Source organism: Butyrivibrio sp. INlla16, from assembly GCF_900104155.1.
In the GTDB taxonomy this organism is placed as follows: Bacteria; Bacillota; Clostridia; order Lachnospirales; family Lachnospiraceae; genus Butyrivibrio.
On the sequence record NZ_FMYB01000002.1, the window covers coordinates 181297 to 206409 of the forward strand.

Annotated in this window: 25 protein-coding genes; 19 read left to right on the forward strand and 6 right to left on the reverse strand. The window is 43.2% G+C overall.

The window, feature by feature from the left end:
- Window positions 1-8 precede the first annotated feature (8 nt).
- From BLR42_RS01790 to rsmH, 13 genes are all read left to right on the forward strand, one after another.
- Window positions 9-689 carry a fluoroquinolone export ABC transporter permease subunit gene (locus BLR42_RS01790; RefSeq protein ID WP_091866131.1) on the forward strand — a complete coding sequence of 227 codons (681 nt, stop codon included), beginning with the start codon at window positions 9-11 and terminating at the stop codon, window positions 687-689.
- Between the two features lie 3 nt (window positions 690-692).
- Entirely contained in the window at window positions 693-1406 is a 714-nt protein-coding gene (locus tag BLR42_RS01795) for a hypothetical protein (RefSeq protein WP_091866133.1), read from the forward strand.
- Between the two features lie 72 nt (window positions 1407-1478).
- On the forward strand, window positions 1479-2108 hold the full coding sequence (locus BLR42_RS01800) for a 5' nucleotidase, NT5C type (RefSeq protein WP_242879156.1): 630 nt from the start codon (window positions 1479-1481) through the stop codon (window positions 2106-2108).
- Window positions 2105-2659 (forward strand): NAD(P)H-dependent oxidoreductase, encoded by a 555-nt coding sequence (locus BLR42_RS01805; RefSeq protein WP_091866135.1) that lies wholly within the window; start codon window positions 2105-2107, stop codon window positions 2657-2659. The genes BLR42_RS01800 and BLR42_RS01805 overlap by 4 nt, the downstream gene beginning before the upstream one ends.
- 68 nt (window positions 2660-2727) lie before the next feature.
- Complete coding sequence (locus tag BLR42_RS01810; RefSeq protein ID WP_242879157.1) at window positions 2728-3210, forward strand: GNAT family N-acetyltransferase; 483 nt, start codon at window positions 2728-2730, stop codon at window positions 3208-3210.
- Between the two features lie 40 nt (window positions 3211-3250).
- Entirely contained in the window at window positions 3251-3595 is a 345-nt protein-coding gene (locus BLR42_RS01815) for a phenylpyruvate tautomerase MIF-related protein (protein ID WP_022762158.1), read from the forward strand.
- Window positions 3596-3691: 96 nt separating this feature from the next.
- Window positions 3692-4360: an HAD family hydrolase gene (locus BLR42_RS01820; protein ID WP_242879158.1), complete on the forward strand. Its 669-nt coding sequence runs from the start codon at window positions 3692-3694 to the stop codon at window positions 4358-4360.
- 9 nt (window positions 4361-4369) lie between these two features.
- Window positions 4370-5275, forward strand: a complete 906-nt coding sequence (locus BLR42_RS01825; RefSeq protein ID WP_091866137.1) for a metallophosphoesterase family protein — start codon at window positions 4370-4372, stop codon at window positions 5273-5275.
- On the forward strand, window positions 5272-6456 hold the full coding sequence (locus tag BLR42_RS01830; RefSeq protein WP_091866139.1) for a glycerate kinase family protein: 1185 nt from the start codon (window positions 5272-5274) through the stop codon (window positions 6454-6456). Before BLR42_RS01825 ends, BLR42_RS01830 begins: the two co-directional genes overlap by 4 nt.
- Before the next feature lie 473 nt (window positions 6457-6929).
- Entirely contained in the window at window positions 6930-7202 is a 273-nt protein-coding gene (locus BLR42_RS23865) for a radical SAM family protein (protein WP_330387245.1), read from the forward strand.
- Window positions 7180-7605, forward strand: coding sequence for a hypothetical protein (locus BLR42_RS23870; protein ID WP_330387246.1), 426 nt, complete (start codon window positions 7180-7182; stop codon window positions 7603-7605). Before BLR42_RS23865 ends, BLR42_RS23870 begins: the two co-directional genes overlap by 23 nt.
- Window positions 7606-7616: 11 nt before the next feature.
- Window positions 7617-8870: a coproporphyrinogen-III oxidase family protein gene (locus BLR42_RS01840; protein WP_091866141.1), complete on the forward strand. Its 1254-nt coding sequence runs from the start codon at window positions 7617-7619 to the stop codon at window positions 8868-8870.
- A 58-nt stretch (window positions 8871-8928) separates the two neighbouring features.
- Entirely contained in the window at window positions 8929-9966 is a 1038-nt protein-coding gene (gene rsmH, locus BLR42_RS01845; protein WP_091866143.1) for a 16S rRNA (cytosine(1402)-N(4))-methyltransferase RsmH, read from the forward strand.
- 1 nt (window position 9967) lies between these two features.
- Here the strand turns inward: rsmH and BLR42_RS01850 are convergent, their stop codons facing one another.
- Together BLR42_RS01850 and BLR42_RS01855 are read right to left on the reverse strand one after the other, a co-directional pair.
- Window positions 9968-10735, reverse strand: coding sequence for a response regulator transcription factor (locus BLR42_RS01850; RefSeq protein WP_091866145.1), 768 nt, complete (start codon window positions 10733-10735; stop codon window positions 9968-9970).
- 86 nt (window positions 10736-10821) lie between these two features.
- Window positions 10822-12522: a sensor histidine kinase gene (locus tag BLR42_RS01855; RefSeq protein ID WP_091866147.1), complete on the reverse strand. Its 1701-nt coding sequence runs from the start codon at window positions 12520-12522 to the stop codon at window positions 10822-10824.
- Between the two features lie 138 nt (window positions 12523-12660).
- On the opposite strand from BLR42_RS01855, the gene BLR42_RS01860 reads away from it, so the two are divergent.
- From BLR42_RS01860 to BLR42_RS01875, 4 genes are all read left to right on the forward strand, one after another.
- On the forward strand, window positions 12661-13569 hold the full coding sequence (locus BLR42_RS01860) for an ABC transporter permease (protein WP_091866149.1): 909 nt from the start codon (window positions 12661-12663) through the stop codon (window positions 13567-13569).
- A gap of 72 nt (window positions 13570-13641) precedes the next feature.
- On the forward strand, window positions 13642-14568 hold the full coding sequence (locus BLR42_RS01865; protein WP_207648504.1) for a carbohydrate ABC transporter permease: 927 nt from the start codon (window positions 13642-13644) through the stop codon (window positions 14566-14568).
- A 71-nt stretch (window positions 14569-14639) separates the two neighbouring features.
- Window positions 14640-16226 carry a type 2 periplasmic-binding domain-containing protein gene (locus tag BLR42_RS01870; RefSeq protein ID WP_022762147.1) on the forward strand — a complete coding sequence of 529 codons (1587 nt, stop codon included), beginning with the start codon at window positions 14640-14642 and terminating at the stop codon, window positions 16224-16226.
- A gap of 18 nt (window positions 16227-16244) precedes the next feature.
- The gene (locus tag BLR42_RS01875) at window positions 16245-18641 is read left to right on the forward strand and encodes a glycoside hydrolase family 31 protein (RefSeq protein WP_091866151.1); all 2397 of its coding nucleotides are present in this window, start codon (window positions 16245-16247) and stop codon (window positions 18639-18641) included.
- 527 nt (window positions 18642-19168) lie between these two features.
- Here the strand turns inward: BLR42_RS01875 and BLR42_RS01880 are convergent.
- From BLR42_RS01880 to BLR42_RS01895, 4 genes are all read right to left on the reverse strand, one after another.
- On the reverse strand, window positions 19169-20038 hold the full coding sequence (locus tag BLR42_RS01880) for a CPBP family intramembrane glutamic endopeptidase (protein WP_091866153.1): 870 nt from the start codon (window positions 20036-20038) through the stop codon (window positions 19169-19171).
- Between the two features lie 199 nt (window positions 20039-20237).
- Window positions 20238-21095: a hypothetical protein gene (locus tag BLR42_RS01885; protein ID WP_091866155.1), complete on the reverse strand. Its 858-nt coding sequence runs from the start codon at window positions 21093-21095 to the stop codon at window positions 20238-20240.
- 7 nt (window positions 21096-21102) lie between these two features.
- Window positions 21103-22176, reverse strand: a complete 1074-nt coding sequence (locus BLR42_RS01890; RefSeq protein ID WP_091866157.1) for a HAMP domain-containing sensor histidine kinase — start codon at window positions 22174-22176, stop codon at window positions 21103-21105.
- A complete protein-coding gene (locus BLR42_RS01895; protein WP_022762142.1) occupies window positions 22173-22865 on the reverse strand; it encodes a response regulator transcription factor in 693 nt (230 codons plus the stop codon). Before BLR42_RS01895 ends, BLR42_RS01890 begins: the two co-directional genes overlap by 4 nt.
- A gap of 236 nt (window positions 22866-23101) precedes the next feature.
- Between BLR42_RS01895 and BLR42_RS01900 the strand changes: the two genes are divergently transcribed.
- On the forward strand, window positions 23102-24439 hold the full coding sequence (locus tag BLR42_RS01900; protein WP_091866159.1) for a TrkH family potassium uptake protein: 1338 nt from the start codon (window positions 23102-23104) through the stop codon (window positions 24437-24439).
- A gap of 10 nt (window positions 24440-24449) precedes the next feature.
- Window positions 24450-25097, forward strand: coding sequence for a potassium channel family protein (locus tag BLR42_RS01905; protein WP_022762140.1), 648 nt, complete (start codon window positions 24450-24452; stop codon window positions 25095-25097).
- Window positions 25098-25113 lie beyond the last annotated feature (16 nt).

A 25113-nucleotide genomic window follows, 5' to 3' on the forward strand; every position in this document is an offset into this window, starting at 1 on the left:
TGATAACTATGAGACAAGCGAATGTAATAAAAGGTGACATTATCTTTCAGTGGAAGTACGGCTTCTATTTTCTGTACGTCCTTGTGATTCTGGTGTACATGATAATCTTCTCGTTTTTCGAAGGGAATATCAGGAACATCATTGTGTCCTGCTGCGTATATTCGGATCCGGCGGCAATGGGAATGTTCTTTATGGGAGCGCTGATCCTGCTCGAAAAGAGCCAGCATATCACAAGCTCAATAGTAATTTCGCCGGTTACACCCACAGAGTATATCTTCGGAAAAGTGATTTCCTTTGCGATAATCTCTCTGGTTGTGGGGCTTGTGCTGATCCTTTTTGGGTCTACCGATAACCTGTTTTTATGCATGGCGGGGATACTTGCAGGATCGATTCTTTTTAGCCTGTGCGGAGTTATAGTCGGAACAAAGGTCAGTAACCTCAATCAATACATACTGGGTACCGTGCCCTTTGAAGTTATAGGTTTCGCGCCTGTTATCGTGTATAGAGCAGGTATTATGTGGGACAATCCGATGATGCTGATTCATCCCGGATGCGCAGCTATGAGGCTGATTGAGGGAAATACCGATATGCTGCCATTTTCACTGATAAGCCTTGCTGCGTGGATTGGAGTTCTGTATCTTATCGCACAAAGATGCGTCATTAGAATGTATAAGAATGTTGGAGAATAAACTATGAGTGCTACATGTAAGATGTTCGGCTTTATGGTAAAACAGATAACCCGCGATATGATGATGATCATGCTGGTCATCGCACCCTTTTTTGTGGGGAGTATCTTCAGATTCGGAGTACCGATTTTTGAGGAAAAGATTCTTGCAGGGTTTGGCTATGGCAGCTTTCTTGTGCCTTACTATGATTTTTTCAGTTGGCTCCTTGCAATTCTCACAGGTATGATGTTTGCCTTCATAGGAGGACTTGTGGTTCTTGGAGAAATCGACGACGGGATCGCAAAATATATACTGGTGACGCCGCCAGGTGAGAACGGGTATCTTCTATCAAGAATCCTTCTTCCAGGAGTGATATCGGGAGCCATGATAGCGGTTATTCTTCCTATATTTGCCCTTACAAAGTTGAGTATTCCCGTAATCTTTGTTATGGTTATTTCATCAACACTTTGCGGAATAATCACATCCTTTCTTGTTGTGGCCATATCTTCCAACAAGGTAGAGGGCATGGCAGTTGGCAAGCTGTCCGGACTGTTTGGAATCACTTTCTTTGTTCCGTTTTTTATAAAGGGAGCAGTCAGATATGTGTTTATCCCATTTCCCATGTATCATGTGGGTGTGTGGTCGAAGGATGAGACGCCCGTAAGTCTTGTTATTGCAACTGTACTTTTTGCAATATGGGGCGCGGTGTTGCTTAAGCTTTTCAGAAGAAAATTTCAATAATGCCTTCCCCCCTTACATAAGGGGGGGAAGGTGTCATCGTAGCTGACGGATGAGGGGAAAAAGGAGATAATTATGTACAGCAAAGAACCGCTGAAAATTTACGTAGATTTTGATGATTGTCTATGCGAGACGGCACTATCTTTTGTCGAGATCGCATCCAGACTTTTTGGAAAAAATGTCCCCTACGAAGAGCTCCATTCCTTTAATCTTCAGGAGTCCTTTTCACTGAATGATGAAGAATACGCTGAGCTGATGAAGGAGGGACATCGCCCCGAGATTCTTCTTTCCTATGAAGAGACGCCCGGAGCATCAAGGGTTCTTAATGAACTAATTGATGAGGGACATGAAGTTTTTGTAATTACAGGCCGTCCTTTCGCAGCTTATGAGGCATCAAAACAGTGGCTTGAGGAGCATGATTTAAGTCGCCCGAAGTTGTTTTTCCTTAATAAATACGGAAGAGACTTTTTCTATAAAGGCGGTGAGTTCAATCTGGAACTCGAGGACTATTACAAGATGCATTTTGATTATGCGGTGGAGGATTCACCCATGGCTTTCGGATTCTTCGATCATCTGCCGGATCTAAATGTCCTGGTGTTTGACAGACCCTGGAACAGCAAAGCAGAATTTCCCGGTGCAAACTATCATCGCTGCACCGACTGGGATATAATTCGTGACTGGATCAGAAAAGGAGGAATAAAATGATTCTTTACATTGATGCGTGTGTTCGTGAAAATTCCAGAACAAAGAGGCTTGCGGATGCTCTTTTGGAAAAGCTCTCGGGGGAGGTTAGATATGTAAAGCTGGAAGATATCAGTTTTGAGACCACAAGCGAAGAATATCTGACTAAGAGAGAAAACCTCATTGAGCAGTGCGCCTTTGATGATAAGATGTTTGAGCTTGCAAGACAGTTTGCCAAGGCGGATACGATAGTTATTGCTGCGCCTTATTGGGATCTGTCTTTTCCTGCAAAATTGAAGCAGTATATTGAAGCCATAAATGTACTTGGAATCACCTTTTTATATACCCCGGAGGGCATGCCCAAGGGAATGTGTAAGGCTGACAAACTATACTATGTTACGACAGCCGGCGGCCCTGTGGTTCCCGATGAATACGGCTATGGCTATATAAAAGCGCTCGCTGAGAGTTACTACGGAATTAAGGACGTGAGCCTTATAAAGGCCAGCGGACTCGACGTTTTGGGAGCAGACGCCGATGCAATTATGAACGAAGCGATTGCTTCCATTTCAGTGTGAAAAGTTTGAACTATACTAATAAGAATGCCGTAAGGTTGAGAAAAAGGTTTTGATGTGGAGGTAATAAAGTGGGGGAAATTGAACTCGCAACAAAGAACGACAGAGAGCAGATACTGGCATTATATGAGATGCAAAAGGGCAGGGAGTTTTGTGCGTGGGATGAGGATTATCCGTCGAATGAAACGATTGACTTTGATCTGTCCAGAGATGCTCTGTTTATTATAAAGGAAGATGATAAGGTAATTGCTGCAATTTCTCTTGAAGTAGACGAAGCTGTGGATAGCCTGGAATGTTGGAATAAAGATCTTTTTCCCGGGGGAGAGCTTGCACGTGTTGCGGTGGATCCGTCCATGCAGGGTAAGGGAATTGCAAGAAAGCTGATGCAGCGCGGTATGGATGAACTCAAGGCGCGTGGCTACAAGAGCATCCATTTTCTTGTGAATAAGTACAATGTAAAAGCTATACGTTGCTACTCGGTTTTTGATTTTAATGTTGTCGGCGAATGCTTCATGTACGACCAGGATTTCCTGTGCTACGAGAAGGCACTGTAATGTGGATGTTCATAGATCAATGATATAGGAGGAAAAAGTTATGCCATTTATTTCAACAAAAACAAATGTAACAGTATCAAAAGAAAAAGAAGTTCAGCTCAAAGAACGCCTCGGAAAGGCAATCTCAATCATCCCCGGAAAGAGCGAGAGCTGGCTCATGCTGGCCATCGAAGGTGATATTCCGATGTACTTCAGGGGAGATGATTCTGCGCCTACCGCATTCATTGAAGTTAAGATTTACGGAAATGCATCTCCGGATACCTATGGGAAGATGACAAAGGAACTGACCGGAATATACGGCGACATTCTTGGGGTAGCGCCTGATCACATGTATATCCGCTATTTCGGATCTGATGATTGGGGATGGAACGGAAACAATTTCTGATAGATAGTGAGGATGCTTAAGGAGCGCATTGTGCATGCGCTCCTTTTATTTTATTATAGTATCTATGTGAAAAAAGACTTTTGCGGAGGAGATGAAATGGGCGATATTGCAGCTATGAAAAAATTTGATGCGGTAGTTTTTGATATGGACGGAGTCATCTTCGACTCCGAGAGAGCAACAATGTATTGTTGGATAGAGCTGGCTGAGAAGTACGGGATTGAAGGGATTGAGAAGCCTTATCTTGAGTGCACCGGCACAAATGATGCAAAGACAAGAGAAATCATGATGAACGCCTATGGACCGGATTTTCCTTATGATGAGTACGCGAAGGAAGCTTCGAAGATGTATCATGAAAAATATGATGGCGGAAGACTTCCGATGAAAATTGGAGTTTTTGAAATCCTGGATTTTTTGAAGAATAATGGGAAAAAGATTGCCCTTGCATCATCAACCAGAAGGCAGACCGTTGTTAACCAGCTAAGGGATGCGAAAATTCTGGACTATTTTGATGAGATAGTTACAGGAGACATGGTTTCAAAGAGTAAGCCTGAGCCTGACATTTTTCTGCTCGCCTGTGAGAAAATAGGCGTCGCACCGGAAAATGCCTATGCGATCGAGGACTCATTCAACGGCATAAGAGCCGCTCACAGAGGCGGCCTTCATCCGATAATGGTTCCGGATCTTCTGCCTGCGGATGATGAGATGAAACAGCTTTCGGAAGCAGTGCTCGATAGTTTGAACGACGTGGTTATTTATTTAAATTAGGAGGTTCCCATGAAAATCGGAATCCTATCCGATATACACAGCAATATAGTGGCCTTCAGGGAATGCATAAAGTATTTGGAGAAGGAAGGCTGCGATGAATATATTTTCCTTGGCGACTATGTGTCCGACACACCCTACACCAGGGAAACAATGGACTGTCTTTACGAGTTCACCAGTTCGCATACATGCCACCTTTTAAGGGGGAACAGAGAAGAGTACATGCTCGGGCAGCAGAAGGTACTAAAGGAAGGCAGGCGAGATCAGTTTTGGAGATACAATTCTGCAAGCGGGAATCTACTTTTTACTTACGAGCAATTGACAGATGAGGACCTGGATTTTTTCAGTAAATTACCGATTACCTTCGACTATGAGAAAACCGGTTATCCCACGATTAAGTGCTGTCACGGATCACCTGTAAGTTCACGCGAACTTATTCAGCTTGGAAGTGATGAAGCAAGATCCTGGCTCGATAAGATTCCGTGCGATTACATGATATGCGCACACACCCATTTTCCCGGAGAATATGTCTACAAAGATAAGCATTATATGAACTCGGGGTGCATTGGAATATCCATAAATGATGCCGGTTTTGCTCAGTGCATGATCCTGGAGGATGAGCTATCTGATGGCAAAGTTGTATGGAAGCCGACATTTCTGAAGATACCTTATGACAATAAAAAAGTGGTTCGCGACATGGTTTCATTTGGACTTCTTGAGAAAGGAAAATGGTTCATCAATTGCAACATCAAGATCCTTTTAACCGGAGAGGACCGCGCAGCGGAGATGGTAGCGCTGGCAGCAAAGCTCTCGGAGGAAGCCGGAGAACGGACCGTGTGGCCGGAGATTGAAGAGAAGTATTTTGCAATTGCGGCAGAGGAATTTAATATTCCGGATTACCGGGAGGAGGCTTTATGAAAATAGTGACAGCCATAGATTCCTTCAAGGGAAGCATGTCCTCAATTGAGGCGGGAAATGCCTTCGCAAAAGGAGCGCGGAAAGCAGATCCCGACATAGAAGTTATTGTCAGACCTCTTGCGGATGGCGGCGAAGGAACTGTGGACGCCCTCATTGAAGGTATGAACGGACAGCGGATATCAGTAACTGTGACAGGACCTTTAGGTAAACCAGTCATTTGCGATTACGGAATTATAAGTGAGAAAAAGCTGGCAGTAATTGAAATGAGCGGAGCAGCAGGTATTACGCTGCTTTCAGGGAGTGAGCTGAGTCCGCTTGATACTACGACCTACGGTGTCGGAGAAGTGATAAGAGATGCAATCGGCAAGGGCTGCAGGAGATTCATAGTCGGAATCGGCGGAAGCGCCACAAACGACGGAGGAACAGGAATGCTTTCAGCCATTGGCTACGAATTTCTTGATAAAAAAGGAGAGCCGATAGCTCTCGGAGCAAAAGGACTTAAAGACATTGCAGAAATTTCGGATGAGCATGTACTTCCGGAGCTTGAGGACTGCGAATTCCTGGTTGCCTGTGATGTGAAAAATCCTCTCTGTGGACCAACCGGTTGCAGTGCGATATATGGCCCTCAGAAAGGCGCGACACCGGAGATGATCGCGGATATGGACAAGTGGCTTGAGAACTATGCAAGGTTGGCTATGGCAAAATACCCTGCAGATGCTAAGTGTCAGGGGACTAGTGCAGATGCTGAATATCCCGGGACCGGAGCGGCCGGCGGAATGGGCTTTGCTTTTCTTGTTTTTACAAATGCTACGCTGAAGCCCGGAATTGAGCTTGTTCTGGAGGAGACGAAGCTTGCGGAATATATAAAAGATGCAGACCTCGTCGTAACAGGTGAGGGCATGCTGGATGCTCAGACAGCGATGGGGAAGGCACCTGTCGGTGTTGCAGCGCTTGCAAAAAAGTACGGCAAAACCGTAATCGCCTTTGCGGGCAGTGTTACAGAGGACGCCGCTGCCTGCAATAAAGCCGGAATTGATGCCTATTTTCCTATAGTCAGAGGTGTCACGACGCTTGAAGAAGCAATGCAGAAAGAGACTGCCATGAAGAATATGGAAGCTGCGGCTAAGCAGGTGATATCACTTTATGAGGTAAGTACGCGTTGCAAGGTGATTTCGCGTTAGGTTTGATGGTGACTTTGAGGTATACTTCTGCGAAATCGAGATAAATGTAAAAAGCACAGAAGGTGATTTGATGATTATTATGAGTGTATCTGTGTTTTGAAGGAAAATAAGGAAAACACAGATGATAATTTTGGCTGTATCTGTGTCTTGAAGGAAAATTAAGAAAACACAGACGATTATATGGGGTGATATCTGTGCTTAGATGAAAAATAGAAAAAACACAGATGACAACTTGGAAATCATCTGTGTTTTGAAGAAAACTGGGAAAAACATAGACGTTGCTCTAGAGGACTATCTGTGAAACAGAAAGAAATTTTAAAAACACAGAAGCTGTCCTATAAAGCATCTGTGAAATGGAAAGAAAAGTAAAAAACACAGATACTATCCCCAAAACGCATCTGTGAAATGAAAAGAAAAGCTAAAAGCACAGAAAACACCACTAAAGAAGAATAAGCACGCAAGGTGGGGAGGACATGAAAGCATCAGCATTTTGGCCGCTTATGCGGTTTGGAGTAAAGACAGTATTATTTAAGAAAAAGGATCCAATCCTGGGGACGGTTATAGTTACAGATAAGTGCAACTTAAAGTGCAAGCACTGCTCGGTAAACAACATAACGGCGGTGATGCATCCCTATGAACAGATAAAAGGTGAGATGAAGCAGCTCTTTGATATGGGCGTAAAAATTCTCTTTTTCTGCGGAGGCGAGACCTTCATATGGAGAGATGGCGGTCAATCAGATAAATAAGGATGCTATTCGAGACGTCTGCTATACAGCAAGAGACATGAAAAATGTCCGTGCAGTGTCCTTCAATTTCCATACGCCCTATCCCGATACGAGGGAGCTTGCGCTGTCTAAGGAAGAGAAGGCTCAGTGCTGCGAGGTTATATCGCAGATGATGGATGAGGGAGTTCCGGTCTTTAATTTAAAGAGCGCATTTCCGTACCTCATAAACAACAGCTTTCCCACACCCTGTGCGCAGTGCCTTGTAATCGAAAACGGCAAGATATCAGTGTGCGGACGATGCATCGATGTGCCCGGACTTTGCGATGAGTGCGGCTACTTCTTCGTTGCCGAGTACACACTTTTGTTTGGCGGCAACTTAAGAGTTATTTTTGAGATGTTTAGAACTTACTTGAAATACGTGTAATAGGATTTTATATGAGCTTTAAAACTGAACTTACAAGGATGTGGTTTACCAGAAGTCTTGAACCATTTACTTTTACCAATGAATACGACAACGAACTGGATTACGAAAAAGCTGAGCAATTGGGGCTCTACGTGCACATTCCGTTTTGCAGATCCATTTGCAACTTCTGTCCCTACTGCAAAGAGATTTATGATGAGAACAAAATGAGTGAGTACATAGATGCTCTCATCAAAGAGATACATCTTGTGGGCAGCAGGTATAAGGAAAAGAAGACAGTGACCAGCCTCTATTTCGGAGGTGGAACACCCGCGCTCGCAGCAGACAGAATTGGCGACATAGTAGCTGCTCTTAAGGAGCACTTCGTAATAACTGACGGAATTGGCTTAGAACTTCATCCGGATAATGTAGAACCTCAAACGCTAAGAAAATTGAAGGAAGCCGGTGTTACAAGAATCAGCATAGGCATACAATCTTTTCTGGAAAAATATGGCAGCGTACTTGGAAGGAAATGCATTGATATAGATGCAATGAACAGGGCTTTGGCCGAGGTACCTTTTGACACGGTTTCCATGGACCTTATTTTTGCGTTACCGGATCAAACAATAGATGATCTAAAGGCAGATATCGACAAGGCTTTTGAGACCGGAGCCAATCACGTGGCGGTCTATCCCTTCATAGATTTTACTTTTACAAAAAGTCCCGTGAAGGCAATGCCCAAGCGGCAAAAGCGTGAACTCATGGATGAGATGACTGAGTATTTTGAGGAAAAGGGATTTTACAGGAGCTCTATCTGGACCTTTTCCACTAAGGAGGAAGCGAAGTATTCATCTATGACCAGGGAGAATTTCCTTGGCTTTGGATGCTCTGCAACAACTCTTCTAAAGGACAGCTTCAAGGTTAATACTTTTTCAACTAAAGAGTACTGCAAGCGCATAACAGAGGGAAAACTTCCGACTTCATTGACAATCCGTTTCAGGAAAAGGCAGCGAATGGTCTATTACCTATTCTGGACGGCCTACAGTACAAGAGTGAATATACAGGATTTCGAGGACTTCTTCGGAGTGCCTTTAAAGAAAATGTATGGCTTTGAAATTTTCATGGCGAAGCTATTCGGATATATTACTGAGGAAAATGGTATGCTGACGCTGACAAAAAAAGGCGCCTTCTATTTCCATTATTATGAAAACTACTACACGCTTTCCTACATCGATAAGATGTGGGGACTTATGCGAAAAGAGGCATTCCCTACGGGGATGAAGTTGTAAGCACTGATAAAATGCCGGGCAGGCTGTGCTTCCACAAAGAATAAATGAGGACAACAATATGGAACAACATAAGAGAAGAGTTCATTACTCCGGGAAGTATCCCAGGAAATTCGAAGAAAAATATAAGGAGCAAAATCCGGAGAAGTATGCGGATACGGTTGCTCATGTAATTTCAAAGGGTTCGACTCCCGCGGGGATGCATATCTCCATCATGGTGAAGGAGATTCTTGAGGTGCTGAACATTCAGCCGGGTGAGCAGGGACTTGACTGCACGCTCGGGTATGGCGGTCACACCAGGAAGATGCTGGAGCAGCTCCAAGGAAAAGGCTGTGTCTACGGACTTGATGTCGATCCTATTGAGTCGAAGAAGACAGTGGAGAGACTTCGCACAGCAGGCTTTGATGAAAAACTGTTTAAATTCAAACTCACCAATTTTGCCAACATTGAGGAAGTCTGCAAAGAAGCCGGGAAGTTTGACTTTGTACTGGCGGACCTCGGCGTTTCTTCCATGCAGATAGATGACCCCAAGAGGGGATTTTCCTACAAGATTGAAGGCCCGCTTGACCTGCGACTCGATCCGGATCACGGACAATCCGCAGCAGAGAGACTTCACAGCATAACAAGAGATGAATTTGTGGGCATGCTTGCCACGAACTCCGACGAACCTTACGCGGAGGAGATTGCTGACAAGGTCTTTAACCTTATGAAAAAAGGCGATCCCATGGATACAACTTCAGCCCTCAAAGCTGCGATAGAATCCGCTCTGTGGAAGGTACCAAAGGAAGAGAAAAACGATGCGATAAAAAAGAGCTGTGCCAGAGTATTTCAGGCGCTTCGAATAGATGTGAATTCGGAATTTGAGGTGCTCTATGCATTCCTGGAAAAGCTTCCGAATATCCTTAATCCCGGTGGAAGAGTGGCGGTTCTGACTTTTCACTCAGGAGAGGACAGACTTGTGAAGCAGTCCTTCAAAGCTCTCTTCAAGGAAGGAGTCTACAGCGATATCTCCAGGGATGTCACAAGACCTTCACCGGAGGAACAAAGACTCAATCCACGCAGTAAATCCACAAAACTGAGGTGGGCTGTTAAGGCCTGAATTATTTTCCCCTGAACTCAATCGGGGTTACACCGAAACTCTTCTTGAACAGTCTCGTGAAATAAGAGTAGTTGTCGTAGCCGACGTACTGGGCGATGTCGTGGATAGGATAGTCTGATTCGGTTAGCAGCTCCTTTGCAAGGGACAGGCGCTTTTCAATCACATAATTTTTGTAGCTCATGCCGGTCTCCTTCTTGAAAATTTTTGTTATGTAATCAGGATCGAAGAAGAACATGACTGAGAGCTGCTCGCGGCTTATTTCCTCACGAAAATGATCATCGACATACTTAAGAAGCGCCTTGATATTGGATTCGTTTTCGGAGGCATCGGTAGGAATCTCGGGAATAGTGGAACCGGCTTCGGAAAAAGCTTCCCGGAGATCCCTGGTTTCCTGCAAGGATTCGGCTTCCTTCAGAGCCTTCTTAATAATTCTTGTTAGCTCTGCGTAGTCGATGGGCTTAAGGAAATAGTGAAAGCTCTTCAGTTCGATGGCTTTTTGCGCATAAGTAAAATCGGCATAATTTGTCAGGAAAATTGTGGGCACGGGATTTCCCTGCTCGCGAAGAAAATTCAGCAGATCAAGACCTGAACCGTGTGGCATATCTATGTCACTAAGGAGCAGGTCTATATTATTATTCGCCATAATTTCTTTGGCGGTATTTATGTTGCCGGCGGTGAAAACCTCGGTTATTCCAAGGCTTTCCCAGGCTATTCCTTTTTGCAATGCCGCAATAACAAAGCGGTCATCGTCTACCAGCAGAACTTGCATTATTCATAATTCCTTTCAAAAAACGGAAGCTTCATTATCCCAAAGAATATATTTTGTAGAGCTTAGAGCAATACTTTCCCAATCTTTCACTGTTTATGCTCATCCTTCGGAAGACCAACTTTCACGACACCTCCGCCTAATTCATCATTTTCCAAAGTGAACTCAAATCTATCCTCATAGAGAAGCTTAAGTCTTCTGATGCAGTTGGAGATTCCTATATGGGTGCCGTCTTCTGTAGTCAGGTACTCACCTGCTCTGATTTTTTCTATAACTTCCGAAGGGAATCCCTGACCGTTATCTCTTATACAGATCTCAATGTAATCCTCATCGTTTCTGACATAGTCATGTCCCGTGATGGATATCTTCAGAGAGTCGCCGGAGGGCTCCGCGTACTTGATGATATTTTCCACAAAAGTGATCAGAAGGAGCGGCGGAATCATCACGTCCATATCCTTTTCATCAATGTCGCAGCTATAATCGATGTCCTCCGAAAGGCGCATCATCTGGATATCAAGATAATCCTCAGCGTGCGCAATCTCACTGCTAAGCGGCACATAATCCTTGTCCGCCTGGAATAAATACCTGAAGTACTTAGATGTGAACTGCAGCATTTTTCTGGCTGCAGAGGTATCTCCCAGACTCAGCATACTGTCTATCGTCGTCAGGCAGTTTAAATAAAAGTGCGGTTTTATCTGTTGCTGCAGGAAAAGAATCCTGAATTTATTCTGATCCAGCTCAGCTTCGTAGATGTTTATTCGAAGTCTTGTTATCTCGCGAACCAGGCTCTTAAACTGGTCATTTATCTGGTTGAGCTCCTGCATCTTGCTGTCTGTCAGATCGAGATTTGCGGACTCTGCGTCGGAGAGGGAATCCATTTTTGACAGATTACTTGAAAAAATCTTGATCGGAAGAATCACCCTCTTATAGGTTACAAGTATGTAGCCTCCCATAATTAAACTAAGAGCCAGAGCGGTCAGGACGACCAGGAACTGAAGGAGGAATATCTTACCGTAGTTGCCAAGCATGTCCGAATCGATAACCAGCGTGAAGGGAAGACCGGCGTCCTCGCCTCGAAAATAGAGCCTGTTGTAGTAATAACCGATAAGCCCTTCGGGGCTCTTTGCGCTCTGATAGTAAGTATTTCCCGCAAGATCCTGGAAGGTGATATTGCCGTGTGATCCAAGATTGATTGTGAAGAGCGGAGACAATATATCATCAATGGAAACCAGCGAGATGAAGGTCCTATGTTTATAGGTGACCAGATAGTACAGATAAGTCTTTCCGTCTATAACACTTGGAATCCATGAAAAGCGGTCGCCGCTGACCGGTTTTTCGACATCATCAATTACCTTCTTTTTTATCTTCTTATAGGTCTCATAGTTCACTGTAAGTTCCGAGGCATTTATGAAAATATTGCCCTCATCCCAGTAGAAAAAGTACATATATTCCGAGCCTGTGGAATATTGCATATCACTTACACGAAGGCGCAGATCATTACCCGCCTGCCTGAAGTCGCCCATGTGCTTCTCCGAAGAGAAGGCATCAAGAATGGGATCGTGCACGACTGTCCATTGGACGAAGTGCGCGATGGCATCAAGCCGGTGGCTTAGATCATTCTGATAAATTGTTATGGCATTTTCCAGTGCGAGATTGTTCTGTCTTCTTATTTCCCAAAAAGAGTAGCCGCTTATGAACACAAAAATAATGACTACAGGGATAGCTGTCCAAAGCGTTTTCCTTAAAATCTGCACCACCGGATAGCCCATATTTCTTCTTTTCGTTTTCATAGCTTAATTATAAGTAAAAGATTTAGATTGCACCACATTAAATCGTTTCCTGTTCGGAAAAGTGCTATCCATAAAACTGAAAAGTGCTATTTTTTGATTTTTGAAAAATATAAGATTTAGCACGTAAGGAGAAACGACATGAAAGAAAAAACACTTAAGAATTTCAAAAAATACTATCAACTTTATCTGTTACTTGTGCCATCGGCGATTTTGCTTTTTTGCTTTGCTTACCTTCCGATGGTCGGAATTGTAATTGCTTTTCAGAACTACTCGCCGGCACTCGGAATTTTGCACAGCCCCTTCGTGGGAATGAAAAATTTCATACAGTACTTTAAGTCCTATCAGTTTGGGGTGACTATAAAGAACACGCTGTTGCTAAGTCTGTACAGCATAGCGGTGGGCTTCCCGCTTCCGATTCTTCTGGCACTTATGTGTAACCAGATGAAGACAAAGATGTTTAAGAAGGTCTTCCAGGTAATCACCTACCTGCCGCACTTTATATCAACTATGGTTATGTGCGGATTGGTGCTGATCTTCTTATCACCCAGCAGCGGACTGTTCGCCAATCTGTGGAGGCTCTTCGGTCAGGAATTTCCGAATGTGATGTCGAGCGCGGCAAGCTTCAAACACGTATATGTGTGGAGTGATATCTGGCAGCATCTCGGATGGGACAGCATCATATATCTGGCAGCTCTCGCGGGCATTGATCCCACTTATTACGAAGCTGCAACCGTGGATGGTGCGAGCACCCTTCAGAAAATCAGATACATCGACATTCCGATGATCATGCCGACAGCGATGGTGCTCCTTATCATGAGAGCCGGCAGCATCTTAGGTATAGGCTTTGAAAAGGTGTTCCTTCTTCAGAATGTTCAGAACATCATGAGCAGTGAGATCATCTCAACTTACGTATATAAGATGGGTATGCAGAGCATGCAGTACAGTCTCTCCACAGCGATCGGCCTGTTCAATACGGTAGTTAATGTGATAGTTCTTCTGCTCGTGAACTTCATGGCAAGGAAGCTGACAGAAAGTAGTTTGTTTTGACAATGCCTTCTCCCAATGGGAGAAGGTGGCGCGAAGCGCCGGATGAGGGGAATGAAAAGGAGAAATAAATCTATGGAAAACATACTTAAATTCGAGACCTCCAGGATGGAAATAAAAAAGCGAAGCAAATTTTCCGGAGACAACATGGTAAACGTCATTTTTCATCTGATTGCGCTTCTCATGATAATCGCGGTAATATATCCGCTCTGGTTTGTAATAATCGCATCCTTCAGTAATCCCGCGGATGTGGCAAACGGTAAGGTCTGGTTATGGCCAAAAGTTATAGATGTAAGGGGATACCAAAAGCTTTTCGAACAGAGCCAGATTTGGAAAAGTTATTGGAACACCATTATATATACCCTCACCGGTACTTTGGTTTCGTTGTTCGTTAATATAACGGCCGGTTACGCTATGTCAAGAAAAGACCTGCCCGGTAGAAAATGGATAAATACTTTCTACCTGATCCCTATGTTTGTAAGCGGCGGTCTGATTCCAACCTACCTTGTAGTGAAGCAGTTTGGACTTCTTGATTCATTCTTCGTAATGGTGATTCCATTTGCGGTATCCACTTACAACATAATAGTTGCGAGAACTTTCTTTCAAAACTCGTTGCCGGAATCCCTCTGGGAAGCGGCACAAATAGATGGCTGCAGCACCATGAGATATTTTGTTCAGTTTGCAGTGCCCCTTTCAAAAGCAGTGATTGCCGTAGTCGGACTTTGGACCGCGGTAGGACTTTGGAACTCATGGTTTAATGCACTGATTTATCTGCAAAATGAAGATCTCATACCGCTGCAGCTCCTCCTTCGAAGAATTCTCATTTCCAATGAGTCCTTGCTGGGAGCGGCGACGGGAACAATGGCTCAGGAGCTGAGGCAGCTCTCTGACATGATGAAATATGCTTCAATTGTGGTTTCTACATTGCCTATCATGGCCCTTTATCCTTTCTTGCAGAAATACTTCAACCAGGGCGTGATGATAGGAGCAGTGAAGGGATAAATAACTAATTACTTTAGCGACATTTGTTCAGCAAAGTAATAAAATATTTTTAAGGAAAAAAGGAGAGAAATATGAAAAAGACGGCATTGATGACAGCAGGCATTCTTGCACTTAGTGCACTTGTATCGGCATGCGGACAGAGCAAGGCTGCAACTGACACTGCGGACATTGCACAGACTGAAACACCCAAGAGCGCAGAGGCCGGCTCTTATGAGGTTGCTACAGTAAGATGGGCAGACTGGGGAGAGGACTACCATACAGGTTTTCCGGATGAGGCTGCCAAAGAGGCAGGAATTTCCATAACCTGGGATACAATCCTCAATTCTGACTGGGCTGATAAGAAGGCTGTACTTCTTGCAGGCGGCGACCTTCCGGATGCGTTTATGGGATCCATCTGCTTTTCAGAGTCTGATGTCCTGACAAATACAGGATCCTTCATCGCACTTGACGACTATATCGATGAGTATATGCCTAACTTCAAGAGCATCATCGAGAGTGATCCTACCATGAAAGCTCTTGCAACTTCAGCAGACGGACATATCTACGGACTTCCTTCCAAGAAGCCCTGCAGACCTACTGTCGCAAACCAGATGTTTATAAATAAGAAGTGGCTTGATAACCTTGGACTCGAGGTTCCCACAACCTATGAGGAGTTTGAAAAGGTTCTTACAGCATTCAAGGAGCAGGATGCCAACGGTAACGGAGACCCTAACGATGAGATTCCTTTCGGTCAGGGTTATGCTGATTCGGTGATGTTCTTCTGCCTTCCCTTCGGAACAACAATCGGAGCAGACGGCACATACATGATGGCAATTCAGGACGGCGAGCCTGTATATCTTCCTGTGACAGAAGGCTACAAGGAAGGCATCGAGTGGATGCACAGCTGCTTTGAAAAAGGGCTAATCGACCCTGAGCTTTTCACCGAGGATTCTTCCATGCGTGACGCGAAGCTCATGAATGAGACACCCATCGTAGGTGCAGCTCCCGGCTGGACAGCTGACTCTACCTTCGGAGCAAATTCCGACCAGTATGTTGCACTTCCCGCTCTTAAGGGACCTTCAGGTGAAAGCTACATCTCTGCTGATCCCGAGCACTGGAACTACAGCAGATACGAGTTTGTTGTGACATCATCCTGTGAAAATCCCGGAGCACTCCTTTCATGGGTGGATAAGTTCTACACAGAGGACGCTTCAATCCAGAACTTCTACGGCTCCTTTGGAGTTGGTGTTGAGAAGAATGACGCCGATGGGACATACACTGTTCTTGAGCCTCAGGACGGAAACTCTGCAGACACCTTCGCATGGATTCAGTCACTTCGCGACTTCGGTCCCAAGTATGTAGCAGACGGTTTCAACGATAAGGTTTCCTACGCAGCAGAAAACGGCGATGCAAGTAAGCTTGCACTTGATAAGGAACTCGGAAAATATGCTAAGGAAGCATTCCCTAACGTGAGCTACACAAATGACCAGCTCACCACACTTGCAACTCTTTTCACAGACCTTGATTCTTATGTTACATCCAACCAGGCAACCTGGGTAACAGAAGGCGGAATTGAAGAGCAGTGGGATAGTTACATAAAGACGCTTGAGACCATGGGCTATAACGACTTCATTCAGATTCAGAAGGACGCCTATAACACATATAACGCAAACAAATAAAAAGCAAGAAGGACAAGTATGAAAACATTTAATTTTAATCCACTTTGTCCGACCGAAAACATACTTCTTGGAGCAAGCTATCGCATAAGCATTTTGACGGATAGCTTGCTCCGTCTTGAGTATGAAAAAGACGGACATTTTACAGACAATGCAACGCAGGTTGTACTTAACAGAGACTTCCCGAAGGCAGAATACGAAGTTCTTGAAGACAACGAAGATAAGCTGATCTTCACAACGAAGAAATTGAAAGTCACCTACGACAAAAAGGATTTCACACCAAGAGGTCTTCAGATAGAGCTCCTTGGCACTACGAATTCTGAACGAGAAAATAACGTCATCTGGAATTACGGGGAAAACGGCAGAAATCTTTTCGGAACCGTGAGAACGTTAGATGAAACCAATGGAGTGGTTCTGTATGAAAAGGGCCTTTTTTCAAGAGAAGGCTACGCCTGGTTCGATGACGGCGAAAGCTGCGAACTGTCCGGCGAGGACATTTTCGACAGAGAGCATCCGGAGAAGGATGTCTACTTCTGGGGCTACGGCACGAGATTCAAGAAAGCTCTGAAGGACTTCTATCACCTTTGTGGAAAGGCGCCCATGATCCCCAGATATGCGCTTGGAAACTGGTGGAGCAAATACGAGAAGTATACGGAGCAGAGCTACCTGGATCTCATGGATAAGTTCGATGAGGAGAACGTTCCGATCACAGTGGCCGTAATCGACATGGACTGGCATCTAACCGAGATTGATCCTAAGTACGGAACCGGCTGGACGGGCTACACCTGGAACAAGGAGTACTTCCCGGATTACAGGAGATTCCTGTCAGAACTTCACAGAAGAGGAAAAGCTGTTACCTTAAACTTACATCCCGCGGATGGAATAAGAGCTTTCGAGTCGATGTACGAGAAGGTGGCAACTCGCATGGGCATTGATCCGGAATCAGAAAAACCGGTGGAGTTTGATCTAATGAACAAGGACTTCGTGGACGCCTATTTTGAGGATGTTATGCAGCCCTATGAAGAGGACGGCGTGGACTTCTGGTGGATTGACTGGCAGCAGGGTACCAAGGCTAAGTCGGGAAGTGTGGATCCTTTGTGGATTCTCAATCACTACCATTATCTTGATCAGCTCCGCAGAGATAAAAGAGCAATGATATTTTCGCGCTTTGCGGGAATCGGAAGCCACAGATATCCCATAGGATTCTCGGGAGATACCTGCGCAACCTGGGTCAGCCTTGATATTCAGCCGTTTTTCACATCGACTGCTTCAAACGTGGGCTATGGCTGGTGGAGTCATGATATAGGCGGACACATGCACGGCGAGGAGGACACGGAAAGGACCTGCAGATGGATTCAGTTCGGAGTCTTTTCACCAATAATGAGACTTCACAGCTCATGTAATCCGTTCTTCTTCAAGGAGCCCTGGAATCTTCCTCAGCCCATGAGGAGCGTAGTCGGGGACTTCATGAGACTAAGGCACAGGATGATTCCGTATCTTTATACGGCGAACTACAACGCATATAAAAATGACGAACCGCTGATGCAGCCACTTTACTACGGAAGTCCTGAGAATGATAAGGCTTATCGTTCCAGAAATGGTTACTATTTTGGAAGTGAGCTGGCTGTTTATCCCGTCACGAGTCCACTTGACGACGAGCTTCAGATGGCTGAGGTTCTTGCCTTTATTCCTGAGGGAAGATGGATTGATATATTTAATGGTAATGTCTACGAAGGTGACAAGCTAAGAAAGCTCTACAGACCTATCGAGCAGATTCCGGTTCTTGTTAAGGCAGGTGGTGTTGTTCCGATGGCGGATGAGATCACTTCGGATGTAAATGAGCTTCCAGGTAAGCTTAGAATTTACCTTGGAGTCGGCGTAGACGGAAGCTATACACTTTTTGAAGATGATGGACTCACTAACGGATACATGAAGGATGAGGGTGTTTTCACAAAGATAACTCAGACCTATGACCATGAAAAGAGAGAGCTCTGCGTTGAAATCAGCGGAGCTGAAGGGATGACAAGCCTCCTTCCCGGGCAGAGAGAATTTACGCTTGTGCTCTGCGGGGTAGAGGATGGCGTAACGCTTGAAAGCTCTGAAGAGAATAGTGGAAGAGTAGGAAGTGATGGGCAGCAGACTGTGGACTATGATGAAGACAGCAAGCAGGCGATTGTTTCGCTCGGAAAAGTCGCTGCCAAAGAGGGCACAAAGCTTGTTCTGAAAAATGTTGCGTTAAGCTCCAACGCCAGAGAAAAAGAAGTGTTTAAGCTTCTTAAGAGATGCAAGTTCAGCTATGACATGAAGCAGCGAATCTACGACAGCTTCATGCAGGGCGGCCTTAGATCCGAGGAAGAGATAAGAAATCTTGATATCTCTGAAAAGATGAAGGATGCACTTATAGAGATAATTGTTTAAGGTATTTATAGAGATAATTGTTTAAGGCACTTATAGGAGAAGATTTGTTGTAGTAGAGGTCAAATATAATATAGGTCAAATATAACAGATGGCCTTACAAGATAAGAAAAAAATGTAGGATACAACAAATCAAGTTTCATGTAGGGCGTTTGTTGCATGATATTTTTATGTATGCAATAAATCTAATTGAATTGATGAGATTTGTTGTTTGGGATTTTTTGTTGAACAACAAAAGAATAATAAAATGTCTGTTTTGTTGTCTGGGAATTTTAGGTAAACAATAAAAGTGCAAAAAGTTAGCTGATTTGTTGTGAGGATAATTTCAGAAGACAACAAATATAGCAGAATTCACAGGATTTGTTGCAAGGATTAATTCTACGTACAATAAAATAAAAAGATTCCCAAGAATTTGTTGCAATACAATGCATCCCCAAACAACAAAAATAGTAGATCATGTAGAATTTATTGTATAGATATGTAATAGACATGTTTTAAGGCCGCTGCAAAACGCAGCGGCCTCAATATTATTATGCAGAAATCTCTGTAGCTTCAACCTGCTCATCCTTTACAGCAAGCTTTTTGTAAGTGAAAACAGTAAGTGCCATAAATATTGCACAAACAACTACAGCTTCAACCATGCTGAGAGGTCTTCCGAGAACAGAAGGAACTACGATAGCAACTGTATTGTTGATAATGTGAATAACAATTGCAGGAATTACTGAATTAAACTTATAACCAACGAAAGCAAGTGCAAGGCCGATGGGAAGTGCATATAAGCTCTGCATGGGATTCATGTGCATGATAGCGAACATAAGCGCAGAGAGGATGACACATCCTACAATTGCAAAGGCCTTTTTGGAACTCTTAAGCATCACTCCTCTGAAGGCCAATTCCTCGGCGATAGGTGCAAACAGTGCGACTGTGAGTACTGCTACAATTTGATTTCCGCCTGTTACAAGACCCATAAGCTGGCTGAATAACTCAGAACTTCCGGGAATAAGAACTGTAGTAATTTTGGAAATGATTAAATCAAATGTATAGAAACCAAGTGAGATGCATACAAGGAATGCGATAGCATTTACATTTGAGATCTTTTTAAGACCTGACTCATAGGTTCCAAGCTTTTGATCTTTCTTTACGGATCCGAGGTAATACCAGAGACCGAATACTACGATGCATGCAATCTCGCCAACGAACTGTAATACTGTTAAGATTCCGGAAATGTATTCCATGTATTCTTCATTAGTTGCAAAGGCTTCGCCGGTCTGTGCATAATGTAATGCAGATGCTCCAACAGTTCCGACAGCACCTATAATTGCCTGGATTCCCAGGAACAGCAGCATAATTCCGATTGCTGCAAATATTGCTTTAGCTTTACTACCTTTTGTTGTTTTCATACTCTTTCTCCTTTTCCATATAAAAATATTGTTTCAAAAAATACATAAAAAAACTTCAATCGTACGGGCGATTCCGTATCGCGTTTTCTGTCGTTCCCTTGCCCGATGAAAACATGATAATTCGGAATCATTTCCGCAGATTGAAGTAAATCTTAACGTAACCTTATTTTTACATTATTTGTTTATTTATCAGATAATTCTATTCGCTTTGAGAAGGAATATCTGACTCATCCTTATGTGAAAAAGGCAATCTTCTGTAAAAGAAAATTGAAAGCCCAAGGAATATTACAACAAAGCATGCACTTATAGCAGGAGGAAGCTCCTTTTTTAGGATTTCATTCAGTATTACCGCGCCTGCATTGTTTATAATACCTATCATCATACCGGGGATTGCCGAACTGAATTTGTAGGAAACAAACATCATAACAAGGCTAAAGGGAATTCCATATATCGATTGCACAGGGTTGAGCATTATAATTGCAAGCAGTATGGAAGGTATGATTATGCATCCGGCTATTCCAAAAGTTTTCTTTAAATTCTGCATCATAATGCCCGGGAAGGCAAACGCAGTTCCCATAGAGGATAATAAAATCATTGAAATCAGATTTATGGGGGTTGGGTCAGAAACACCTGCCATTATACGGTAGAAATATTCACCGCTTTCGGGAGAAAGCATCATTACCAGATCAGCAACATGTCTGTCAAAAAGACCGATTGTAAGCGCTGAAAAAACAATAAAACCTATGGCATTGATATTGCAGATTTTATCAAGGCAAGGCACATAAGTTCCGGCAAGTTGATCTTTTTTTACATATCCCAGATAGTACCAAATTCCAAAAAGAATTGTACCTATCAGATTGGAAACAAATACCATTATTGGCTGATATGACATCACAAAAGCAGTCAGGGCTTCATTATCCATACTCTCACGTGGGACAGAAACGGAGATAATTATACTGGCAATTATTGATACCACCAATTGAATCAACAGATAAAGGAGCGCTATACCTACTGCTCCAAATACTGTTTTTACCTTGTTTTCCTTTTTTGTTTCCATAATTCTTTTACCTCTCTAAATCCTTTTCCAAGGGTAAAGTTACTACAAAGCTTTTGTAGCCATCATCCGTGTTTTCAATGTATTCAAGACTTCCGCCATGAAGCTCGGCAATTCTTTTTGCTACTGATAATCCGAGTCCGCTGCCACCGCTTTTCCCCTTCTTGTAGGGTTCAAAGATATGGTCCTTTAAGTCATCCTGCAGAAACGGACCATTATCTGAAAAGCTGATAACAACATCGTTTTCTTCCTTTACCGATATCTTAAGGGTAGTATTCTCAGGGTTGTGTCTGATGGCGTTATTTATCAGATTTGTAAAGATACGTTTCATCTGTTCTGTGTCATAGCTGCAGATAACCTTGTCCGGAATATCGGGCTCAAGAATGATTTTTCTGTCCTCAAATCTGTAGAACATATCTGCAAGAATCCCGCGAAGGAGCCCTGAGATATTGCCTTCTTCGGGAAAAATCTTATAGTCGGTACTTCCGTATTTTGCGTACTCAAGCATGTCCTCCAATTGGACATTGGCTGCCTTTATTTGCTGCTCGATGATAGTCAGATAATGGTTTCGCTCATCCTCTGGAATATCCTTTTCCTTGAGGAGCCTGGCATAGCCCATTACCATAGTCATGGGAGTCTTCAGATCGTGAGCGATACCTGCATATAACTGCCTGTTTTGTTCCTCGTTTTGCTCTCTGATGTTCTGAGCCTCTTTTAATTTCAAAACCATATGATTGAAGGCTTCTTCCATCTCCGCAAATTCGAAGCTGTCCTTTACTTCCATCTGAACATCGAGATTCCCTGAACTTACCAGATTCATGTTGTCCGCAATTTTGCTGGCGGGATCCGAAATGTTTTTCTCCAGAATATTGGAGAGAAACCAGAAGAGAAGATAGGTCACAATCATACTGGCTAGAGTGATCTGAGTACTCAGATCATTAGGAACTCCCTGGTTATCGTATATATTGTTTATGACCCCTGTCAGGAAATCCTTGATCTTATCCAGAAATAATATAAGTAAAAAAACGTAAGCCAGAATAAGTATCAGAAATGTTTGCAGCTTTCTTTTGTATTTCAGTCTCATTTTTCTTCCATCCGATATCCAAGTCCTCTGATGGTGTGAATATAATCATTTTCCCCGTCAGAGATCTTAGCTCTAAGTTTACTTATGGCGACCATGATGCTGTTATCATCCGGGAACTTATCACTGTCCCATGCTGCCTCATATATCTGATCCTTGGTGAGAACCTGCCCGATATTACTCATGAAAAATTCGGTCATCCTGTATTCAAGAGCTGTAAGCTCCACGGATTCATCATTTTTATAAAGGCGTTTCAGACCGGGATTCAGTCTCAGAGATCCGCAAATAAGCTCTTTTCCTTCCTCCTGACGATCGTAGCCGTAGCATCTTCTGAGCGTAGACAGCACTCTTGCAGCAACCTCCATGGGATCGAAGGGCTTTACGATATAATCATCCGCTCCAAGATTAAGGCCCTTTATTCTGTCAAGAACATCGCCCTTGGCAGTGAGAAACAGAACCGGCACGTTGCTTTCTTTTCTGATCTTCTCAACCAGTTCATAGCCGTCCATAACGGGCATCATTATATCTGTGATAACAAGGTCAAACTGTTCTGATTTAAATAAATCAAAAGCTTTGCTGCCATCATATTCTTCCTTTACAGTCATTCCGTGCATTTCAAGGCAGACCTTGAGAAGACCTGCGATCTGCGGCTCGTCATCAACGACCAGCACTTTGTACTTTTTATCCGCCATAATAACTCCCTCTAACCCACTTTTTGTTTTTAAAATATAATAGTAAACCACGTTTATTTCTGCAAATTGAAGTGAATCTTAACGCAACCTTAACACTCCCTGATATCTTTATACAATCTTAATACGAGAGAGCAATGTTTAATATAGTCTTATTTGATTCGGAGTTAATATCTAGATAAGTAATAAGACCTCACAGAAATTTTATGTAAAAAACAGAGGTCAACAGGAGTTTATATATGACATTAATAAAAAGTGTAAAGGAGAGACTTACTTCCTTTCAGATTATTATTATAGGATTTGCCGGCGTTATTTTGCTGGGTGCCTTTATGCTTATGCTGCCGATCGCTTCAAGAATTGGAGTGCTTACACCTTTTGATAAGGCTCTTTTTACATCCGTATCAGCAGTTTGTGTAACGGGACTTGTTGTAGTTGATACAGCCACCTATTGGTCGTTTTTTGGGCAGCTTGTGATATTGATTCTTATTCAGATCGGAGGGCTGGGGGTTATTACAGTTGCATCTTTGATGGTGATGCTCGCAGGAAGAAAAATCAGTCTTATGCAGAGACAAACTATGCAGAATGCAATCTCTGCTCCGCAGGTAGGTGGAATTGTAAAGCTTACCAGATTTATTTTTAAGATATCTTTCCTGATTGAAATGGCAGGAACAGTTCTTCTGCTTCCGGTATTTGTGCCTGCGTATGGCATAAAAGGAATATGGATGTCGCTGTTTCATGCAGTTTCTGCCTTTTGTAATGCCGGCTTCGATCTGATGGGAAATAAAACGGGCGAATTTAGTTCTTTGACATCTTTTTCCGCTAACGGATATCTTAGTTTAGTTATTTCAATGCTGATAGTAATAGGTGGTATCGGTTTTGTTACTTGGAAGGATGTTATATCCAAAAAAAATGCTTTTAATGAATACAGAATGCAGACAAAGGTGGTTATAGTGACTACCGCGATCCTTATAATTATTCCATCTATCATTTTCTTCTTTACGGAATTTTCAAGTGCTCCTATGGATGAGCGCATATATATGTCTGTTTTTCAGGCAATAACGCCCAGAACAGCCGGATTTAACACAGCTGATCTTACTAAAATGACAGATGTGGGGCAGGGGATAACAATGATTCTCATGTTGATCGGAGGAGCCCCGGGATCAACTGCCGGAGGCATGAAAACAACTACGGTGGCTATTCTTTATGCCAATGCCATTGCTGTATTTGGAAGTAAACCAAATGCAAACATTTTTGGCAGAAGAATTGAGGACTGCATTGTAAAAAGTGCATCTACTATTCTTTTTATGTATGCGACCTTTTCAATCGGTGCTGCAACAATTATTAGCATGACAGAAAATCTTCCTATGGAAACCTGCATGTTTGAGGCTTTTTCAGCTATCGGAACAGTAGGCCTCACACTTGGGGTTACACCGTCACTCTCGTTTTTTTCGCACATTTTGCTGATGTCACTTATGTTTTTTGGGAGAGTCGGGGGGTTGACCATTGTATTTGCCGCCTTTTCACACAAGGATAAGAGTATTCTCAGATATCCTACTGAGAACATAATGGCGGGATAAGGAGTAAGAAATGAAATCTATACTAATAATCGGGGTAGGCAATTTCGGAATGCTTATTGCCAAACAGGTTCATGAGCTTGGACATCAGGTCATGGCAATTGATAAGGATGAAGAGCGAATTAACGAGGTTCTTCCTTACGTTACAAATGCTCTTATAGGAGATAGTACAAATGAGAACTTTCTACGGTCTATAGGAATAAATAATTTTGATGTGTGTATCGAAACTATAGGAAATGATTTTCAGAGTTCACTTGAGACAACTTCACTCTTAAAGGAGCTTGGAGGGAAAAAAGTTGTTTCAAGAGCAAACAGGGAGGTTCAGGCAAAGTTCCTACTAAGGAACGGAGCGGATGAAGTGGTTAATCCGGAAAAGGAGATAGCTAAGTGGACTGCCATAAGGTACACATCAAATCATATTCTGGATTATGTCAAACTGGACGATAATCACGCTATCTTTGAAGTGAAACTTCCAAGAGACTGGATAGGGAAAAGTATAAAAGAAATAAACATCAGACAAAAATTCGGAATAAATATTATGGCTATCAAAGAGAATGGTGACATGAATCTGACTATTTCGCCTGATGATGTAATTAAGGAGGGACAGACTTTACTGGTACTGGGAGAACATAAAGCGATACAAAGATGTTTTCACATCTGAGTGGAGGGTTATAATT

Coding starts and splice junctions, on each gene's coding strand:
- BLR42_RS01790 (WP_091866131.1), top strand. CDS start 9: ATGAGACAAGCGAATGTAATAAAAGGTGACATTATCTTTCAGTGGAAG.
- BLR42_RS01795 (WP_091866133.1), top strand. CDS start 693: ATGAGTGCTACATGTAAGATGTTCGGCTTTATGGTAAAACAGATAACC.
- BLR42_RS01800 (WP_242879156.1), top strand. CDS start 1,479: ATGTACAGCAAAGAACCGCTGAAAATTTACGTAGATTTTGATGATTGT.
- BLR42_RS01805 (WP_091866135.1), top strand. CDS start 2,105: ATGATTCTTTACATTGATGCGTGTGTTCGTGAAAATTCCAGAACAAAG.
- BLR42_RS01815 (WP_022762158.1), top strand. CDS start 3,251: ATGCCATTTATTTCAACAAAAACAAATGTAACAGTATCAAAAGAAAAA.
- BLR42_RS01820 (WP_242879158.1), top strand. CDS start 3,692: ATGGGCGATATTGCAGCTATGAAAAAATTTGATGCGGTAGTTTTTGAT.
- BLR42_RS01825 (WP_091866137.1), top strand. CDS start 4,370: ATGAAAATCGGAATCCTATCCGATATACACAGCAATATAGTGGCCTTC.
- BLR42_RS01830 (WP_091866139.1), top strand. CDS start 5,272: ATGAAAATAGTGACAGCCATAGATTCCTTCAAGGGAAGCATGTCCTCA.
- BLR42_RS23865 (WP_330387245.1), top strand. CDS start 6,930: ATGAAAGCATCAGCATTTTGGCCGCTTATGCGGTTTGGAGTAAAGACA.
- BLR42_RS23870 (WP_330387246.1), top strand. CDS start 7,180: ATGGCGGTCAATCAGATAAATAAGGATGCTATTCGAGACGTCTGCTAT.
- BLR42_RS01840 (WP_091866141.1), top strand. CDS start 7,617: ATGAGCTTTAAAACTGAACTTACAAGGATGTGGTTTACCAGAAGTCTT.
- rsmH (WP_091866143.1), top strand. CDS start 8,929: ATGGAACAACATAAGAGAAGAGTTCATTACTCCGGGAAGTATCCCAGG.
- BLR42_RS01850 (WP_091866145.1), bottom strand. CDS start 10,735: ATGCAAGTTCTGCTGGTAGACGATGACCGCTTTGTTATTGCGGCATTG.
- BLR42_RS01855 (WP_091866147.1), bottom strand. CDS start 12,522: ATGAAAACGAAAAGAAGAAATATGGGCTATCCGGTGGTGCAGATTTTA.
- BLR42_RS01860 (WP_091866149.1), top strand. CDS start 12,661: ATGAAAGAAAAAACACTTAAGAATTTCAAAAAATACTATCAACTTTAT.
- BLR42_RS01865 (WP_207648504.1), top strand. CDS start 13,642: ATGGAAAACATACTTAAATTCGAGACCTCCAGGATGGAAATAAAAAAG.
- BLR42_RS01870 (WP_022762147.1), top strand. CDS start 14,640: ATGAAAAAGACGGCATTGATGACAGCAGGCATTCTTGCACTTAGTGCA.
- BLR42_RS01875 (WP_091866151.1), top strand. CDS start 16,245: ATGAAAACATTTAATTTTAATCCACTTTGTCCGACCGAAAACATACTT.
- BLR42_RS01880 (WP_091866153.1), bottom strand. CDS start 20,038: ATGAAAACAACAAAAGGTAGTAAAGCTAAAGCAATATTTGCAGCAATC.
- BLR42_RS01885 (WP_091866155.1), bottom strand. CDS start 21,095: ATGGAAACAAAAAAGGAAAACAAGGTAAAAACAGTATTTGGAGCAGTA.
- BLR42_RS01890 (WP_091866157.1), bottom strand. CDS start 22,176: ATGAGACTGAAATACAAAAGAAAGCTGCAAACATTTCTGATACTTATT.
- BLR42_RS01895 (WP_022762142.1), bottom strand. CDS start 22,865: ATGGCGGATAAAAAGTACAAAGTGCTGGTCGTTGATGACGAGCCGCAG.
- BLR42_RS01900 (WP_091866159.1), top strand. CDS start 23,102: ATGACATTAATAAAAAGTGTAAAGGAGAGACTTACTTCCTTTCAGATT.
- BLR42_RS01905 (WP_022762140.1), top strand. CDS start 24,450: ATGAAATCTATACTAATAATCGGGGTAGGCAATTTCGGAATGCTTATT.